This window comes from Staphylococcus sp. HMSC057A08 (genome assembly GCF_001812925.1).
Taxonomy (GTDB): domain Bacteria; phylum Bacillota; class Bacilli; order Staphylococcales; family Staphylococcaceae; genus Staphylococcus; species Staphylococcus hominis.
Genome location: NZ_KV810857.1, coordinates 156661 through 175365, shown reverse-complemented (window position 1 = coordinate 175365; position 18705 = coordinate 156661). Strand labels below are relative to the sequence as shown.

Here is an 18705-nt window from a genome sequence, read left to right as displayed (position 1 = left end):
AATCAATTATTTTTATGATTTATTCAGACCAGTCTAATCCTTCTAAAAACTCATATACATCTTCAAACACTTGTTCTTTTTCTTTATCAATTGTAATGACATGTCCTGAATTTGCATACCATTTAATTTGTTTTTCATCTGAATCTACATTTTCATATATATAATTTGCTGACTGAGGATCAATCATTTCATCTTTTTCAGCTTGAACTACTAATATAGGATCTAAGACTTCATCTACATCATTACGCACACGACTTAACGTATCACTAAGTTCTTTGAGTGTTTCAGTAGGATGAAAATCTTCCATTTCTTTATCAATCGTTGCTTGATCTTTACCTTCATACTTTTTAAAATTACGTGCATATTCTAAAAAACCTTCATAGATTGTACCTTCTGTTTTTACTTCGGCAGGTGCACACATTGTTATGATACCTTTTACAGGACGGTTTAAACTTAACTTCAATGCAAATACACCGCCTAATGACAATCCAGCTACCGCTATATCTTCATAACCTTGTTCTACAAGATAATCATAGCCATCAAGTACATCTTTAAACCATACATATGGACTAGATTTTAATATCTCTTCTGGTGGCGCAGCATGCCCTTCATACTGTGGTGCATAGGAAGTATAACCCTTTTTTTGTAAAAATCTACCAAGTTGTCTTACATCAGATGAATTACCAGTGAATCCATGTAAGAGTAAGACTGCTCTTTTACCTTCTTGGAAAAAGAAAGGTTGAGGTAACTTAATTTGCATTTTTTATCCCTCTCTAACAAAAATTATAATATGATTACTTTTTTATTTTGTACTAATAGATTGTATTCATTATATAATCAATCTATTTTATTCCCTTAATAGCTTAAAAATATGCATTGATGATCATATTAAAATAATGATTTCATTATAAAATGTGTTAACTCTATTATAAATAAAAAAGCCCGACATTGATATCGTCGGACCTTATAAACCAAAATAACTTATTCCAATCATTATTAAAAAGAAAATGATGGCTAACACAATTGTTAATCTATGCAAGAATAAATCGACGCCACGTTGTTTTTGCTTACCAAATAACTGTTCAGCGCCCCCACTAATCGCACCCGAAAGTCCATTACTTTTACTTTCTTGGAGTAATACAACAGTAATTAATGCAATACAATCAATAATTAATAAGACCATAAATAATGTATGCATGAAAATTGTCCTCCGTTCATTATATACGTTCCGAATTATAACATATTCTTAATATAGTTATCAAATACTATCGATTAAATGTACTTTTACGTACAATTGAAATAATTAACATATATATTGCTAATATTGCTGAACCAATCACGACGATTAAAATAGGTAAAATAAATAAAATAGATTTTGTTTCAATAATAGCATTTAACACCATCGTTAAGTTGACAAGTGTAAATAATACATTTGATACATATACGGCAAACATAAACCACCAAAGATATTTATGTCGATTCCATAAAGCAATTACTCCAGCTAAATATGCGAGAATATACATAATACCTGTATATCTAAAACTATTTAAAATGTTATCTACTGCACTGCTTGATGCTTCTTGATGTGCTAGTGTTAACAGTGTTTTAGCAGTGTGAGCATCTAAAGCAATAAAATTATGGATAATTAATAATATACAAAATACAAGCGAACTATATCCAATCCATTGACCGGCAATACGTTCTCTTTTATTTGACTGATTAAGTTGTTGATCCATCTTCAATTCTCCTTCTTTCAATTACAGGATTATTATATCAGTTTCATCAATGAAGTTAAATCTTACACTTCGAGGCTATTATTTAAAATTTTATATTAAAAAAAGCCTGTCATAGTCTCAACTCTATGACAGGCAAACGCGTGAACTCTATTAATTTTAGTATGTTACTAAAATTATTTATCTAAATTGTAGAAAGATTTAATTCCGTCAAATTTTGCTGTTTCAAATAATTCATCTTCAATACGTAGTAATTGATTATATTTCGCAATACGATCTGTTCTTGATAATGAACCAGTTTTAATTTGACCAGCATTTGTTGCTACTGCGATATCAGCAATTGTTGTATCTTCAGTTTCCCCAGAACGGTGAGATACTACCGCAGTGTAACCAGCTTTTTGAGCCATTTCAATAGCATCAAATGTTTCAGTTAATGTACCAATTTGGTTTACTTTGATTAAGATTGAGTTACCAATACCTTGTTCAATACCTCTAGAAAGAATTTCAGTATTAGTTACGAATAAATCGTCACCTACTAATTGAACTTTGTCACCGATACGATCAGTTAATTGTTTCCAACCGTCCCAGTCATTTTCATCCATACCATCTTCAATTGTAATGATTGGATATTTACTAATTAATTCTTCTAAGTAGTCAACTTGTTCAGCTGCACTACGTTTCGCACCATGTTCACCTTCGAATTTAGTGTAGTCATATACACCATTTTCATAGAATTCAGATGACGCACAGTCAAATCCTAAGAATACATCTTCGCCTGGTTTGTAACCAGCTTTTTCAATCGCTTTAATGATTGTTTCAACTGCATCTTCAGTACCGTCAAATCTTGGAGCAAAACCACCTTCGTCACCTACAGCAGTTTCTAATCCGCGTTCACTTAAAATTGATTTTAAGTTATGGAAAATTTCAGCACCCCAACGTAATGCTTCTTTAAATGATTCAGCACCAGTTGGTAAAATCATGAATTCTTGGAATGCAATTGGTGCATCTGAGTGAGAACCACCGTTAACAATATTCATCATTGGCACTGGTAATTGTTTACCGTTAAATCCACCGAAATATTTGTATAATGGTTGACCTAATAAGTCAGCAGCTGCACGTGCAACGGCAATAGACACACCTAAAATAGCGTTTGCACCTAATTTACCTTTGTTAGGTGTTCCGTCTAATTGAATCATCATTTTATCAATTGATACTTGATCTAAAACTGAAAATTCACCTTCAACGATTTCTGGAGCGATAATTTCGTTTACATTTTCAACAGCTTTTGTAACACCTTTACCGCTATAACGTGATTTATCTCCATCACGTAATTCAACTGCTTCGTGTTCACCAGTAGAAGCACCTGAAGGTACTAAAGCACGACCAAAAGCACCACTTTCAGTTAATACTTCAACTTCAACTGTTGGGTTACCACGTGAGTCTAATACTTCGCGAGCATAAACATCTGTAATAATTGGCATAATAAATAATCTCCTTTAAATTTAGATTCCTTAATTATTATAACTATTTTTTGTTATTTAATAAAATATTTATACTAAGATGACTTAATATTAAAGAATAATATTAAATCATCTTAGTATTTACAACTTTACTAATGCTTAATTAAAGATTCACCTGTCATGTCTGACGGTTGTTCAACATTTAATAAGTCTAGTAATGTAGGTGCTAAGTCACCTAAACGACCAGTTTCACGTAATGTTACATCTTCTTTAGTAACAATTACTGGAACTGGGTTTGTAGTATGAGTAGTCATAGGTTGATCATCATCAGTTAAAACTTGATCTGAGTTACCATGGTCAGCTGTAATTATTGCATAGCCATTCATATCTAAAATTTTATCAACCACTTCACCTAAACATTCATCTACTGCTTCAATTGCTTTGATTGTTGGTTCAAGCATACCACTATGACCTACCATGTCAGGGTTAGCAAAGTTTAAAATAATTAAATCTAAATCACCTTTGTCTAACTCTTCTAACAATGTATCTTTAACTTCGTATGCACTCATTTCAGGTTTTAAATCATACGTAGCAACTTTAGGTGAATCGATTAAGCGACGACGTTCACCTTCAAATTCTTCATTACGTCCACCACTCATGAAATAAGTAACATGTGGGTATTTTTCAGTTTCTGCAATACGTAATTGTTTTAAATTATTATTTTGAGCAACTTCACCAATTGTATTAGTTAAATCAACTTTTTCAAATACGACTTCTGCATCAACATTATCATTATATTTAGTAAATGTTGCATAGAATAAATCATTTACACGCTCAACTTTAAAGCCGTCAAATGCTTTATTTGTAAATATTTCAGATAATTGTGCTGCTCTATCAGGACGGAAATTGAAGAAGATAACAGCATCACCATCTTGAACACCTTCATTTTGTCCTTCAACTATGAAAGGTTCAACAAATTCGTCTGTAACGTCATTTTCATAATTCGCTTCTACACCTTCTTTAGCGCTCGCATAAGAAGGTCCTTCGAAATTGCGAATAGCATTATAAGCTTTTTCTTCACGATCCCAACGTTTATCACGATCCATAGCGTAATAACGACCTGAAATCGATGCAAATTGACCTACACCAAGTTCTTTAAATTTAGCTTCTGTTTCTTCAATATATTTAATTGCTGATTTTTGATCTACATCACGACCATCTAAAAATGCATGTACATACACTTTATCTAAACCTTTTTGTTTAGCAAGTTCTAATAATGCAAATAAATGTTTGTAATGACTGTGAACACCGCCATCTGAAAGTAAACCAAATACATGTAATGCTGAGTCGTGATCTTTAACGTGTTGAGCTGCTTTACCTAACACTTCATTTTCGTAGAAATCACCATCTTCAATGGATTTATTAATACGAGTTAAACTTTGATAGACAATACGACCTGCACCTATATTCATATGACCTACTTCAGAGTTACCCATTTGACCTTCGGGAAGGCCAACATCTAAACCACTTGCTTCAATTTGAGTCGTAGGATATGTGTTGTAATAACGATCGAAATTGGGTTTATGCGCTTGTTTTACTGCATTACCATGTTCACTTTCACGGTTAGCAAAACCGTCTAAAATAATTAATGCTGTTGGTTGTTTAGCCATAATTATTTAGCACCTTCTAACAATTGTACAAAATCATCTACTTTAAGTGATGCGCCACCAACTAATGCACCATCGATATCTGATTGAGCCATATATTCTTTAACATTATTTGGTTTCACACTACCACCATATTGAATACGAGTCGCATCAGCTACATCTTGACTAGACACGTCTGCTACTGTTTTACGTACTTGTGAACACATTTCATTTGCATCTTCTGAAGTAGCTGATTTACCAGTACCGATTGCCCAAATTGGTTCGTAAGCAATAACAACTTCTTGAAGTTGATCTTCTGACAAGCCTTTTACTGCTTCTTTTACTTGGTTGCTTACTACTTCGTTAGCTTTGCCATTTTCTCTTTCTTCATCTGTTTCACCAACACAAATAATTGGTGTCATTCCATGATTAAATACTGCATGTGCTTTTTTATTTACGTCTTCATCTGTTTCATGGAATAATTCACGACGTTCTGAATGTCCAATAACGACATATTTAACACCTAAATCAGCTAATGCCACTGGAGAAGTTTCTCCTGTATATGCACCATTATCTTCAAAATAAGTGTTTTGAGCACCAATTTTTAATCCTTTTGCTTTGCCATCATTCACTAGAGAGATTAATGCATCTAATTGAATTGTTGGCGCACAAATTACTGATTCAACTTCCTTTTCATCAGGTAATGTAGGTAAATTGTTTACAAAGTCTTTAGCTTCTTGAACTGTTTTATTCATTTTCCAGTTACCAGCTATGATTGGTTTTCTCATTATTGACACTCCTATTATTAATAAATTTAAAATTAATTATAAATATTTACGTTCTTTTATTGTTTTCCCATGAAAATCATAAAAGAAACATTTTTATGATTCAAATAAATATTATTTATCGTTAATTGCTTTGATACCAGGTAATTCTTTACCTTCAAGGTATTCTAATGAAGCACCGCCACCAGTTGAAATATGAGTGAAATCCTCTTCAAATCCTAGTGAAATTGCAGCCGCTGCTGAATCACCGCCACCGATAATTGTGATTGCATCTTCTAAGTTAGCAATTGCTTTACATACACCAATTGTACCTTTAGCAAAATTACTAAATTCAAATACCCCCATAGGTCCGTTCCATACTACTGTATGAGCACCTTGTAATTCTTTAGTAAATAACTCTATTGTTTTTGGTCCAATATCCATTGCTTCTTGATCACTTGGAATTTCATCAATAGATACTTCAGTGATTTTAGCATCGTTTGAAAATTCTTTAGCTACTTTACAATCAACAGGTAATACAATTTGATCGCCATTTTTTTCTAAAAGTTCTTTAGCAAAGTCAATTTTATCTTCTTCTAATAAAGATAGACCAATTTCTTTACCTTGTGCTTTTAAAAATGTATATGCCATACCGCCACCAATAATGATTTTATCAGCGATATTCACTAAATTTTTAATAACACCAATTTTGTCAGATACTTTAGCACCACCTAAAATAGCCACAACTGGTTTATGCGGGTCATTTACCACACCACCAATAAATTTAATTTCTTTTTCCATTAGGTAACCTGCAGCTGTTTCTAGATGAGTAGAAATACCAACATTTGAAGCATGTTCACGGTGTGCAGTACCAAATGCATCATTTACAAACACATCACCTAATGATGCCCAATACTTACCTAATTCAGAATCATTTTTAGATTCTTTTTTACCGTCTAAATCTTCAAAACGAGTATTTTCAACTAATAATACATCGCCTTCATTTAAATTTTTAATTGCAGATTCTAATTTTTCACCGCGTGTTTCTGGAACAAACACAACTTCTTTGCCTAATTTTTCAGTTAATGAATCTGCTACTGGTTTTAAAGTTAACTCTTTTTTATCACTTTCTTCTTTAACTTTACCTAAGTGAGAGAATAATACCAATTTACCGCCTTGTTCTAAAATATATTTAATTGTTGGTAAGGCTTGAACAATACGGTTATCATTTGTAATTTCACCATTTTTTAAAGGTACGTTAAAGTCAGCACGTTCAAGTACAACTTTTCCTTTTAAGTCTAAATCAGAAACAATTTTTTTTGCCATTATAATTTCCTCCTTTAAATAGGAATTATTAATATAAAAATAAGCGGAGAAGCGTTAGTGCTCCCCGCTTACTCATAAGCTAACTTAATTCAACATTTTATATAAGTGTACTGAGCACAAGTTTTATTAAACTAGGCTACGAAATTATTTAGTTAATTCAGCTAAATATTCTAAAGTACGTACTAATTGAGAAGTATAAGACATTTCGTTGTCATACCAAGCAGCTACTTTAACTAATTGTTTGTCGCCAACTGAGATGACACGAGTTTGAGTTGCATCGAATAATGAACCAAAGTTCATACCAACAATATCTGATGATACGATTTCATCTTCAGTGTAACCGAATGATTCGTCAGCAGCATTTTTCATTGCTTTGTTAACATCTTCAACTGTTACTTCTTTTTCTAATACAACTGTTACTTCAGTTAATGAACCAGTAGCTACTGGTACACGTTGTGCTCCACCATCTAATTTACCATCGATTTCAGGAATTACTTTACCGATAGCTTTAGCTGCACCTGTTGAGTTAGGTACGATGTTTTGTGCTGCTGCACGTGCACGACGTTTGTCACCTTTTCTGTGTGGACCATCTTGAGTCATTTGGTCACCAGTGTAAGCATGGATAGTTGTCATTAAACCTTCAACAATACCAAATTCGTCATTTAAAACTTTAGCAACTGGTGCCAATGAGTTTGTAGTACATGAAGCACCTGATACTACTGTTTCAGATCCATCTAAGTCTTTGTGGTTTGTGTTAAATACGATAGTTTTAACATCACCTTTGGCTGGAGCAGAAATTAATACTTTTTTAGCTCCTGCATTAATGTGTGCTTCAGCTTTTTCTTTTTCTGTATAGAAACCAGTACATTCTAATACTACGTCGATATCTAAATCGCCCCATGGTAATTTACTTGCATCTGGTTCTTCAAAAGATTTAACTTCTTTACCATTTACACGGAAACCACCTTCAACTACTTCTACGTCTCCGTTAAAGCGACCTTGCATAGTGTCATATTTTAATAAATGAGCTAACATTTCGTCGTCTGTTAAGTCGTTTACTGCAACTACTTCAATACCTTCTACGTCTTGAATTCTTCTGAATGCTAAACGACCAATTCTACCAAAACCATTAATTGCTACTTTTACTGCCATTATAATGGCCTCCTTTAAAATGATATTTAAAAAGTTAAATAACTTTTTATTCCTTATTTAATATTACTTTAGCTGCTGCTTCATCAGTAATTAATATTGTATTTTTTGGGGCAATACTGAGATATGCTTTGATAGCTTCTCCCTTAGACATGCCACCAGCAACAGCATATATAAAATCTTTGCTTTCTAAATCTTCAAGTTGTAATCCAATAGTTTTTACTTTTTGAACTACATGACCTTGAGCGTCAAAATAATATCCGAAAGCTTCTCCAACGGCTTGATGATGTTGAAGTCTTTCAATCACCTCATCAGATGATTGTCTACGGTGCGCCATCTTCAGCGCATCACCAATACCGTGTATTGTTATATTTGCTTGTTTAATCTTTTCTAATGTATGCACAACTGATGGTTCCATCAGTAATGTATTATATGTTGATTCGCTAACATTATCTGGTACATATAGCGTGGTATAATAACCACCACTTTGTTGTGCCATACTTGCTGCAATTGTATTTGCTTGATAAACCATATTTTCACCAAGACCACCACGTGCAGGAACAAAAAACACATTAAATGGTAATAAATGCATTGCTCGGCTAACATTAGCCATTGTTGATCCACCTGTCACTGATACAATTGCATCTTCGTACAATATATCTTCTAGTAAATGACCTGCTTGTCTACCCATCTCAGACTTAACTTCTTCATGCATGTCAGCATTTCCAGGTATGACATATACTTCTTTAATTCCAAAGTTGGACTTAATATGTTTAGCATAATGATTATCATCTTTATACACTTTAAAGTAATCACTTAATTGATTAAGTACTTTTATACCTTCTTCAGTGATTTCCATACCAGTTGATTTTACTTGTATAAGATTTTGCTTTTTTAATATGTCTGTTTCTGTTCTTAAGACTCTTTCTGTAATATCCATATGTTCGCTTAAACTTCTACGCCCAACAGGTTCATTATTTGAAATTGTCGTTAAGATAGAGAAACGTCGATACATTTTATCAACTAAGTCAGGAACCAACTTTTGTTGTAGTTTAATCAGGTCTTTCACTACTACCTTCCTCCTATTTTTCTCAAAAGATAATCGAGAGTTAGAGGGGGTTTGACTTTTTTTGTCCCAGGTGGGACAAAATCCAACCTCTTTACAATTGCAATACTACTATTGTCGTTATAAAAAAGCAAGTGAAAACCTTTATTATTTTAAATAATCTGTTAAATATTTAAAATAGGGTATAGTAAATGCAATAGAGTTAACCTTATAGGTTTTTCAAAAATGATGAATTATAATTTAAACATTAACTAGATAGGAGGAATCACTTTGAAATATAAAGACAATAAGGATGTAGAAGTTTTAGATCCTTCTGATAATAGATATAAAGATGATGACTATTTTAAAAGAGAACAAGAATATCGAGATATTTCTGAACATCACAATACAATACGATATCACTATGGTTGTGGTTGTCCTTTTGGTTGTTTCTCTTCTATTTTTATATCGATTGTTCTTTCAATTATCTTAACATTCTTGCTTAACTGGATATTTTAAAAAAACCTAGAGATACACACATGGTAAAATGTGTATATACCTAGGTCTTTTTTTATTCTTCGTTTGAAGATCTTTGAGATTGTTGGGTATTACTTTTTGATTCTGAAGTAGTTGAACTAGATGATTGTGTTTTAGGTTCAGTAGTAGATGGTTGCATCGTTGATTTTTGTGTTTGGGATGATTGATTTGTATTAGCTCGTTCTTGTGTAGTAGTTGTGTCATTGTTACTTGACTTATGTTGTGATGTTTCAGTTGAATCATTAGAACGAGAAGATTGACTTGACTGAGTGTTTTCATTTGATTTATCTGTTTCTTCTTGCGTTGCTTTTTCTTGAGTTGGTGCGTTTTCTTTTTGTTGAGTTTGTGAGTTTTCTTTTTGTTGAGTACTTTGAATTTGATTTGTATTAGGTTGTTTTGTAGATGTTTCTTTAGAAGATTGTTGCGTTTGTGCTGTTTTACCTTGATTAGTAGGTTGTACTTTTATTGAATTATTTTGCTCATTAGAATAGTTATCAGTTACATTTGGATTTTTTACGTTATCTAATTTATTTTCTTTACTATTATTTGTATTGTTTTCACTTGTTGTATTTTCTTGCGTACTTTCTTCATTCTTTTTATTACTTTTAGTATCTTTATCTTTCTTATCTTTATGTTCTTCCGTTGACTGATTATTTAAACGTTCATTGACTCTGTTTGAATTATCCACAAAAGCAAAAACTGCAAACACCAATCCACCAAGTAATAGAAGCACAATAAGTGTACTAATTATTTTAGAAATACCACTCATTTTTTTCTTTTCATGTGCTTCATAGTCTTTAAGATTTCTATTTTTTTTTGACATGGACTCCCTCACTTCTTAATTATCTATTCATCCTTTAATATAGCAATCTATTTTACATTATTTCCTTTTAAAAAAATATTAAAAATACTTAAGTACATATATAAATGGAATACTCATTCAATTATACATGATAACATCATATATAAATAACTACACTATCAATATGATGTAAATTTTGGAGTGACAAAATGAAAAAAGATACTTTTAACACATTATTCAAACATCATTCAAGCAATAAAATTAAATCTATGATGTTAAGTAATGATGATTTTGATGAAAGTAAAAACTCAAAATTTGATATATTTATTGGCATTTTAATTCCTATAATCATATTATTCTTAATCTTATTTATAAAGTAATATAATAGAAACTTGAAAGAGAAGAGAATAGAAAGAAATTAAAATGACTTTTGTTTTGTAAATTAGTATATTAAAAGTATAAACATACTTTTTAAATATTCTACTATTCTCTATAGCAAAGCTATACTTATATTATAGCTAAATTTAGGTAATTTAATGACCGTATTTTCTAAAGTTAATGACATAATCTTGAATGCTTTTTGAGCATCTTTCTCTACATTGTCATTAAAAAAATTTATTTTCTTTATAAAAAATGAGGTGTTAGTAAATGAAACAATTTTTAATTACTGGTGGAACTGGAATGGTAGGTAGTCATTTAGTAAATGAAATTAAAAAAAGAGAGGCTCATATTACAATTTTAACTCGTAGTGATAAACAAAGTGATGAGCCTAAGATTACGTATGTTAACTGGTCTAAAAAAGGATGGGAAAATCAAGTACCAGATATTGATGTAGTCATTAATTTAGCAGGAGCTACATTAAATAAACGTTGGACATCCTCTTACAAACAAACGATTATGACAAGTCGTATTCAATCGACTGAATCTTTAGTTCATTTATTTGAGCAACGTCAACATAAACCTGAAGTGCTTTTTAATGCAAGTGCTATGGGTTATTATCCTCCAAGTTTACATCGAACTTATACAGAACAATATCAAACACTTCCTTTTGATTTCCTGTCAGATGTCGTTTATCAATGGGAACGATTTGCTCGTCGTTTCGAAAATTTTGGTACACGTGTTATATTGGGAAGATTTAGTATGATTTTGTCTTCTGAAGGTGGCGCACTTCAAACGATGAAACTACCATATAAATTCTACGTAGGCGGCAAATTAGGTTCTGGCCGTCAATGGTATTCTTGGATTCATATAGATGACTTAGTGCGTGCGATTTTATTTACAATTGACGAATCAAATGCAAAAGGTCCATTTAATATGGCTTCTCCAATTCCTGAACGTCAAAATTTATTTGGTTATACACTTGGACGTACGATGCATAAACCACATGAAACGTGGGTGCCATCATTAATTATGCGTGCTGTACTAGGAGAAATGTCGACAGTAGTTCTCGATACTCAAAAAGTCTTACCTAATAAATTAGAAGCATTAGGGTTTAATTTTAGATATAATAATTTAAAAGTTGCACTTGAAGACTTAATTAACGAATAGTATTTGGAGATTTAGTAATGAATGACAACAAGTTAACGTATATCTTACTACTTATCGCTAGTGTATTTTTAATTTTAAATGGTATCTTTGCTTTCGAAAAGAGTATTATTATGGTACTTTTATCTTTCTTCTTTATTATTATAGGATTATTATTAGGGTTTGTAGCTATACATTATTTATTAAAAACTAAAAAACCATAAAAAAAGGAAGAGCATCAATGCTCTTCCTTTTTTACATGTTAAACAATTCTATTTACATATCTTCAGGTTGCATTACATGATCAATTAAACCATATTCTTTTGCTTCATCAGCAGTTAAGAAGTTATCACGATCAGTATCTTTTTGAATTGTTTCAATATTTTGACCTGTACGTTCAGCTAAAATACGATTTAATTTTTCACGTGTTTTTAAGATATGGTTAGCAGCAATTTCAATTTCTGTCGCTTGACCTTGAGCGCCACCTAATGGTTGATGAATCATAACTTCAGCGTTTGGTAAGGCAAAACGTTTACCTTTTGTACCAGCTGCTAATAAGAATGATCCCATTGACGCAGCCATACCAATACAAATTGTTTGTACATCTGGTTTAATGTGTTGAATTGTATCGTAAATAGCAAATCCTGCTGTTACACTACCACCTGGAGAATTGATGTATAAATAAATATCTTTTTCAGAATCTTGAGCTTGTAAGAATAATAATTGTGATACAATTGAATTTGCAACATTATCATCAATTGCTGAGCCTAACATAATAATGCGGTCTTTTAATAGACGAGAATAAATATCATATGCGCGTTCACCACGATTTGTTGTTTCAATAACTGTAGGAATTAAATTCATTATATTTCCTCCTTGTAATTAACTGTTATATTTATTTTACAATAAAAGTCAAAAATGGTCAAAAATAATACCTTTACATTTATTTGACGTTGCGTTTTATAATTTTATACACTATTCATATATTCAAATTGTACTGTTAATTATATATTTAGTACAGAAATTAGTTTTTATATTATACTCCTCGTAGTGTAATGGATAGCACGTAAGATTCCGGTTCTTAAGATAGAGGTTCGATTCCTCTCGAGGGGGCTATTATTAAAAATAGGATGAAACGTTATATTAATGTTTCATCCTATTTTTTAAAACACATTTTATTTTATAATTCGACTTTTTCTCCATTTCTAATTTTATCAGCGAGTTCATTTAATTTTCGTAAGCGATGATTTACTCCTGATTTAGAAATAGGCCCATTTGATATCATTTCTCCTAATTCTTTCAAAGAAATTTCTTGATGTTCTACTCGTAATTTTGCAATCTCTCTTAAACGATCAGGCAAATTATCTAAACCTATTTCTTCATCAATTAATTGAATGCTTTGTACTTGTTTCATAGCTGCACTCACAGTTTTATTTAAATTAGCTGTTTCACAATTTACTAGTCTATTGACAGAGTTTCTCATATCTCTCACTATTCTTACATCTTCAAATTTTAATAGTGCTTGGTACCCCCCTATCAAACTTAAAAACTCAGAAATTTTCTCCGCTTCTTTCAAATAAGAGATACTTCCTTTTTTTCGTTCTAAATGCTTAGCATTTAATCCATAACTGTTCATTAGTTTAGTTAATCCCTCAGCATGCCCTTCATATTGAGAAAAAATTTCTAAATGGTAGGAAGAGGTTTCTGGGTTGTTTACTGATCCACCCGCTAAAAATGCTCCCCTTAAATAGCTTCTACGCATTTCATCATCTTTAATCATACTCGCATCAATATCATGAACAAAAATACCATTTTTTAAAATACCTAATTCATCAAGTATTTCTTTAACACGTACTTTAGTTCGACAAATATAGATATTATTCTTTTTTAATTTCATTTTTTTTCGTACTAAAATTTCTACTTCCACATTAAAAATACGCTTAATTAATGAATATATTCTTCGAGCCGTAGTCGCATTTTCAGTTTGAACATTAATTACAAATTGTTGATTAGATAAACTGAGTGCACCGTTCATCCGAATCAAAGCGCTAAGTTCAGCTTTAGCATTACTTTCATCGACTTCAATACGGGTCAATTCACTTTTCATATCTGATGCAAAACTCATTGATGCTCCCTCCTTTTCTCATCATCATTATTATATGTAATTAACATCTCAAAATATATAACACTCTATATCAAATTATTTTTAAATTCATTAAAATTTATTTTTTAGGTTTAAATTGAATTGTACTTGTTAATTCAAGTGCTAAATCATATATAAGGTTAGCAAGCACCTTTGTATTATGACGAACGAGGACGTGGTCATAAACTTCTACAAGATTTTTAGAAGTAATCATTTTAATATGATTTTCTGTTAATTTTATTTTATTCATATTAACAGGATGAGCATTACGTTCTTTATATCGTTGAAGAATCTGTTCATCAAATGCATCATTACTACAAATAACATAATCAATAAATGGTTCTCCAGCATGTTGATGAATAGCTTTAATATGATCGTAGACATCATAATCATTTGTTTCTCCTGGTTGAGTCATAATATTAGATATGTATAATTTCGGTGCTTGTGAACTTATTATTGCTTTAGAAATACCTTCAATACACAAATTTGAAATTACACTCGTATACAGTGAACCAGGACCTAGAACAATTAAATCCGCTTCTTGTAAAGCATCAACAGCTTCCTGCATGGGTTCTACATTAGATGGTTCTAAATAGACACGTCGAATTTTTTTATTTTTTTTAGGTATTTTAGATTCACCTTCAACAATCTCACCATCTTCTAATACAGCATTTAACATAACATTAGTATTAGTAGATGGAATCACTTTTCCTTTAATGTTTAAAATTTTACTTAATTCTTTCACTGCATGACCAAAGTCATTTTTTATATTTGTGAGTGCTGCAAGTAATAAATTACCTAATGAGTGACCTTCAATTTGATGTTCTTCAAAACGATACTGAAATAATTCTTCTAGAATAGGTTCCGCATCACTTAGCGCTGCAATGACATTTCTAATATCTCCTGGAGCAGGAATAGACATTTCATCCCTAATTTTACCTGTACTACCACCATCATCTGCGACTGTAACAATAGCAGTGATATCTATTGGATATTCTCGTAATCCTCTAGCTAGTACTGAGAGTCCCGTACCTCCTCCGATTAGTACTACTTTCAACTGTTTCATTTCTTCACGCCACTTTCAATATGTGCATCTCTATGATGAACATACACATTATAATCAAATATATCATTTAACTCTTCTCCGATACGCTTAGCTAAGGCTACAGAGCGATGTTGTCCGCCGGTACACCCTATTGCTATAACCAGTTGCGATTTACCCTCTTTTTTATAACCTGGAATCATAAAAATAAGTAAATCCATTAGTTTTTCAAAGAAAGTTTTAGTTTCTTTCCATTTCATCACATAATTATAAACTGCTTCATCTTCTCCAGTCATCGGTCTCAAGTCTTCAACATAATATGGATTAGGTAAAAAGCGTACATCGAATACTAAATCAGCATCTTTCTGAATACCATGTTTAAATCCAAAACTAGTTACATTAATACTAAATGAATTCATTTTTTCATTGGCGAAACGACGTTTGATTCTTTCTTTTAATTCTTTAGGCTTTAACTCTGTAGTATCAATAATGTAATTCGCTATTGACCTAATATTTGAAAGCAATTGTTGTTCTTCTAGAATTGAATCAATTAAAGACATTTGACCATTTTGATTTAAAGGGTGCGCTCTACGTGATTCTTTATATCTAGAAATTAATTTTTCAGTTGTAGCTTCTAAAAACATAATATCTACAATAACATCATTTCGCGTTTTAATTGCATCAATTTCATCTACAAGTGATTTAAATAACTCTTTTCCTCTTAAATCAATTGCAATTGCTACTTTTTGAAGTGAAGGATTACCTTGCTCCATTAACTCCACAAGTTTAGGTAGTAATATAGGCGGTAAATTATCTACACAGAAAAAGCCAATATCTTCTAAACATTGAATAACTAATGATTTACCAGCGCCAGACAATCCCGTAATAACTAATAGTTCACTTTTGCTCATTTCATCATTTATTTGATTAACCATTCTAAGCACCATCCATTTAAGCATACATATATTTATATAACATCATAGCATATATTTTTACATTGCTAACAATTTATATCGACTTTACTGCTAAGAAAAAAGCTAGTAATAATACTTCTATCAGAAGTGATTATTCTAGCTTTAATTAATATCTTAAGCTTCTTCTTTATCATTTAATTCTTCGATATAATCAATTGCACTTTGTGCAGCAATACTACCATCACCTGTAGCAGTTACGATTTGACGTAATCCTTTATCTCTCACGTCTCCAGCTGCAAAAATCCCTGGTACAGAAGTAGTCATATCATCTTTTGTAATAATATAGCCCATATCATTTGTAATACCTAAATTATTAAATGGTGCTGTTAGAGGTTTCATACCAATATAAATAAAAACACCGTCTGCATCTAACGTTTGCTCAGACGCATCTTTTGTTGAAACTAACGTTACAGATCCTACTTTTCCATCTTTTTCATTAATTGATTTCAAAGTGTGACTCCAAATAAAATCAATTTTTTCATTTTTAAATGCACGATCTTGTAGAATTTTTTGGGCTCTTAGTTCGTCTCTTCGATGAACAATTGTTACTTTATCAGCGAATTTAGTAAGGAATGCACCCTCTTCTACCGCTGAGTCGCCGCCACCAATAACAAATATATTTTTGTTTTTAAAGAATGCGCCATCACATACTGCACAATAACTTACACCACGACCACCTAATTCTTGTTCACCAGGGACACCAATTTTTTTATATTCTGCACCTGTTGAAATAATCACTGCTCTAGCTGTTATTGTTTTATTTCCTAGATTAATCACTTTGTGATCGCCATTATCTTCAATTGATTTGATATCTCCATATTGATAAGAAGCACCAAATTTTTTCGCATGTTCAAACATTTTTGTTGATAAATCTGGACCTGTAATCATTTCAAAGCCTGGAAAATTTTCAACTTCTTCCGTATTTGCCATTTGTCCTCCAGGCATACCGCGTTCAATCATCACTGTATTTAGATTTGCACGTGATGCATAAACTGCAGCAGTCATTCCAGCTGGTCCAGCCCCAATTATCGCAACATCAAAATCTACTTCGTTCATTTTTATACCTCCTACATTTATATTAATACGCGCATTATATAGTATTATTTGCTTTTCATAAATTTATATGCTCAATAATTTATCAATTGCGTTATCTAATTTATATCTTGTAGTATTAAAAATTTCAATAATTTTCTTTTTAGTTATATGCTTTTTATGATAACGATAATATAAATAAACATGTGCCGCAATATATCTATTTAACTCTTTAAAATTAACGCCTTCAACGATTAAAGCTTCTCCTTTATCAATCCAACTGACAAATAATTCTGTATCAAACGATAGTTCTTCAACGTCATATATTTTCTTTAAGCCTTTATGAATAAAATCAAGCTTATTTAAATGTAATCCTTGAACTAAGTAAGTTAAATATAACTTTTCATAGTCATTCATGTTTTCCAATACTGACCAAATGTCTTCAGTCATTAGTATTTCTTTTCCATTTAACTGATTTAATAAAAATACGCCATATAATCGATAATGACTGTCATCATCTAATAATAAAGGTAATATTTTTTGTTCAAATGTGTATTTACTTTCTTCTAATACCCATGGGGCATACCCCACATTTACTTCAGAAATTTGCAATAATTTATCCCAAAATAGTTTACTTTGTTCTTTATTTCCTAAGTAATAATAGTTATAACTTAAAGCATTAAACATTTGAACTGAAACAAACTTACCCTTTTTATATAAAGGTAATAAAAGTTGTTGAGACGCTTTGTACTGTTTAAGATAACTTAGTACAATACCTAACTTAAAACTTTCATCTTCATTCATCGGCATCACTTTATTTAATATTTTTATATATTTGTGATACTTCTCTGTTTCATTAGTATTATATAATAGCAATGTATAATGACATAGTGCATGAACATCCGAGTTATCTTCAGCAAGCAATGTTTCGAATAATTCTTTAGCAATCTCATATTCACTCAAATAAAGATAACACATTGCTAGTAAATTTCTAATAACGCGATGCGACTGAATATCATCGTTTTGTTTTAAAATATACGTTCGTGCTTCTTGTAACCGTCCTTGAGCGAATAAATATTGAAATAATAATTGAACTGCAAATAATTGTGCTTCCATTTCAATTTTATTTTCTTCAATATAAGAAACTTCGAACATGTTTTCTAATTCTTCTCTAAAAGAATCATCATTTGATAAAACTACATAATTAATACCAAACAAGAAGGCCTTGTTTGGCTCATTAAGTTTAATATTCAGCTGACTCAATTGATAATAACTTTCTGATACATTATGATCATTTATAATGCTTTCATAAAACATTTTTTCTGCTTTTTTATTCAAATTCAATTCATTTAAACAATCGGCATACTTAAGTTTTATATCAAAATCTTCAGGTGACAAATCTAGCACATTTCCATAATATTCAGCTGCTTTTCTATAATTTCTCTGTTTATATTTTTGATCTGCCATCTTTCGATAAAAATTCTCATCAAAAGTCATTGGAATAATTTTTTGTTCCTTTCGTGCCATG

The 18705-nt window shown here is 31.3% G+C and carries 20 protein-coding genes and 1 tRNA gene; 5 read left to right on the top strand and 16 right to left on the bottom strand.

The genetic code is table 11. The features are described from left to right. Window positions 1–19: 19 nt before the first annotated feature. The 9 genes from HMPREF2881_RS08065 to HMPREF2881_RS08025 all read right to left on the bottom strand — a co-directional run bounded on the left by HMPREF2881_RS08065 (window position 20) and on the right by HMPREF2881_RS08025 (window position 9147). Window positions 20–760, bottom strand: coding sequence for an alpha/beta hydrolase (locus tag HMPREF2881_RS08065; protein WP_002448246.1), 741 nt, complete (start codon window positions 758–760; stop codon window positions 20–22). 204 nt (window positions 761–964) lie between these two features. Then, a complete protein-coding gene (secG, locus tag HMPREF2881_RS08060; protein WP_002448159.1) occupies window positions 965–1198 on the bottom strand; it encodes a preprotein translocase subunit SecG in 234 nt (77 codons plus the stop codon). Window positions 1199–1265: 67 nt separating this feature from the next. Continuing rightward, complete coding sequence (locus tag HMPREF2881_RS08055) at window positions 1266–1736, bottom strand: hypothetical protein (protein WP_002448043.1); 471 nt, start codon at window positions 1734–1736, stop codon at window positions 1266–1268. A 173-nt stretch (window positions 1737–1909) separates the two neighbouring features. Continuing rightward, window positions 1910–3214, bottom strand: coding sequence for a surface-displayed alpha-enolase (eno, locus tag HMPREF2881_RS08050; protein WP_002448208.1), 1305 nt, complete (start codon window positions 3212–3214; stop codon window positions 1910–1912). Between the two features lie 131 nt (window positions 3215–3345). Beyond that, complete coding sequence (gpmI, locus tag HMPREF2881_RS08045) at window positions 3346–4863, bottom strand: 2,3-bisphosphoglycerate-independent phosphoglycerate mutase (RefSeq protein WP_002448105.1); 1518 nt, start codon at window positions 4861–4863, stop codon at window positions 3346–3348. A 2-nt stretch (window positions 4864–4865) separates the two neighbouring features. Next, window positions 4866–5627, bottom strand: coding sequence for a triose-phosphate isomerase (gene tpiA, locus HMPREF2881_RS08040; RefSeq protein WP_002448170.1), 762 nt, complete (start codon window positions 5625–5627; stop codon window positions 4866–4868). Window positions 5628–5738: 111 nt separating this feature from the next. Further along, a complete protein-coding gene (gene pgk / locus HMPREF2881_RS08035; protein ID WP_002448058.1) occupies window positions 5739–6929 on the bottom strand; it encodes a phosphoglycerate kinase in 1191 nt (396 codons plus the stop codon). Window positions 6930–7073: 144 nt separating this feature from the next. After that, a complete protein-coding gene (gene gap, locus HMPREF2881_RS08030; protein ID WP_002448134.1) occupies window positions 7074–8081 on the bottom strand; it encodes a type I glyceraldehyde-3-phosphate dehydrogenase in 1008 nt (335 codons plus the stop codon). 46 nt (window positions 8082–8127) lie between these two features. Further along, entirely contained in the window at window positions 8128–9147 is a 1020-nt protein-coding gene (locus HMPREF2881_RS08025; RefSeq protein WP_002448205.1) for a sugar-binding transcriptional regulator, read from the bottom strand. A 267-nt stretch (window positions 9148–9414) separates the two neighbouring features. Between HMPREF2881_RS08025 and HMPREF2881_RS08020 the strand changes: the two genes are divergently transcribed. Further along, window positions 9415–9642 carry a hypothetical protein gene (locus tag HMPREF2881_RS08020; RefSeq protein ID WP_002448224.1) on the top strand — a complete coding sequence of 76 codons (228 nt, stop codon included), beginning with the start codon at window positions 9415–9417 and terminating at the stop codon, window positions 9640–9642. Window positions 9643–9694: 52 nt separating this feature from the next. Here HMPREF2881_RS08020 and HMPREF2881_RS08015 read toward each other — a convergent pair whose 3' ends face one another. Continuing rightward, window positions 9695–10483 (bottom strand): hypothetical protein, encoded by a 789-nt coding sequence (locus HMPREF2881_RS08015; RefSeq protein WP_002448210.1) that lies wholly within the window; start codon window positions 10481–10483, stop codon window positions 9695–9697. A gap of 188 nt (window positions 10484–10671) precedes the next feature. On the opposite strand from HMPREF2881_RS08015, the gene HMPREF2881_RS11845 reads away from it, so the two are divergent. The 3 genes from HMPREF2881_RS11845 to HMPREF2881_RS08005 all read left to right on the top strand — a co-directional run bounded on the left by HMPREF2881_RS11845 (window position 10672) and on the right by HMPREF2881_RS08005 (window position 12210). Beyond that, on the top strand, window positions 10672–10842 hold the full coding sequence (locus HMPREF2881_RS11845) for a hypothetical protein (RefSeq protein ID WP_002448117.1): 171 nt from the start codon (window positions 10672–10674) through the stop codon (window positions 10840–10842). Window positions 10843–11110: 268 nt separating this feature from the next. Beyond that, a complete protein-coding gene (locus HMPREF2881_RS08010; RefSeq protein ID WP_002455607.1) occupies window positions 11111–12010 on the top strand; it encodes a TIGR01777 family oxidoreductase in 900 nt (299 codons plus the stop codon). A gap of 17 nt (window positions 12011–12027) precedes the next feature. Then, a complete protein-coding gene (locus HMPREF2881_RS08005; RefSeq protein WP_002448125.1) occupies window positions 12028–12210 on the top strand; it encodes a hypothetical protein in 183 nt (60 codons plus the stop codon). Window positions 12211–12262: 52 nt separating this feature from the next. Here HMPREF2881_RS08005 and clpP read toward each other — a convergent pair whose 3' ends face one another. Next, complete coding sequence (clpP, locus tag HMPREF2881_RS08000; RefSeq protein ID WP_002448228.1) at window positions 12263–12850, bottom strand: ATP-dependent Clp endopeptidase proteolytic subunit ClpP; 588 nt, start codon at window positions 12848–12850, stop codon at window positions 12263–12265. 177 nt (window positions 12851–13027) lie between these two features. Here clpP and HMPREF2881_RS07995 point away from each other — a divergent pair. Then, window positions 13028–13099: transfer RNA gene (locus tag HMPREF2881_RS07995), tRNA-Arg, on the top strand. Window positions 13100–13166: 67 nt separating this feature from the next. Here the strand turns inward: HMPREF2881_RS07995 and whiA are convergent. The 5 genes from whiA to HMPREF2881_RS07970 all read right to left on the bottom strand — a co-directional run bounded on the left by whiA (window position 13167) and on the right by HMPREF2881_RS07970 (window position 18704). Next, on the bottom strand, window positions 13167–14111 hold the full coding sequence (whiA, locus tag HMPREF2881_RS07990) for a DNA-binding protein WhiA (protein ID WP_002448139.1): 945 nt from the start codon (window positions 14109–14111) through the stop codon (window positions 13167–13169). Between the two features lie 97 nt (window positions 14112–14208). Then, window positions 14209–15195, bottom strand: a complete 987-nt coding sequence (gene yvcK, locus HMPREF2881_RS07985) for a gluconeogenesis factor YvcK family protein (protein ID WP_002455608.1) — start codon at window positions 15193–15195, stop codon at window positions 14209–14211. Further along, window positions 15192–16106: an RNase adapter RapZ gene (gene rapZ / locus HMPREF2881_RS07980; RefSeq protein ID WP_002448066.1), complete on the bottom strand. Its 915-nt coding sequence runs from the start codon at window positions 16104–16106 to the stop codon at window positions 15192–15194. Before rapZ ends, yvcK begins: the two co-directional genes overlap by 4 nt. 153 nt (window positions 16107–16259) lie before the next feature. Next, window positions 16260–17201 carry a thioredoxin-disulfide reductase gene (gene trxB, locus HMPREF2881_RS07975; RefSeq protein WP_002448085.1) on the bottom strand — a complete coding sequence of 314 codons (942 nt, stop codon included), beginning with the start codon at window positions 17199–17201 and terminating at the stop codon, window positions 16260–16262. A gap of 63 nt (window positions 17202–17264) precedes the next feature. Then, window positions 17265–18704, bottom strand: coding sequence for a tetratricopeptide repeat protein (locus HMPREF2881_RS07970; protein ID WP_002448040.1), 1440 nt, complete (start codon window positions 18702–18704; stop codon window positions 17265–17267). Window position 18705: the final 1 nt, after the last annotated feature.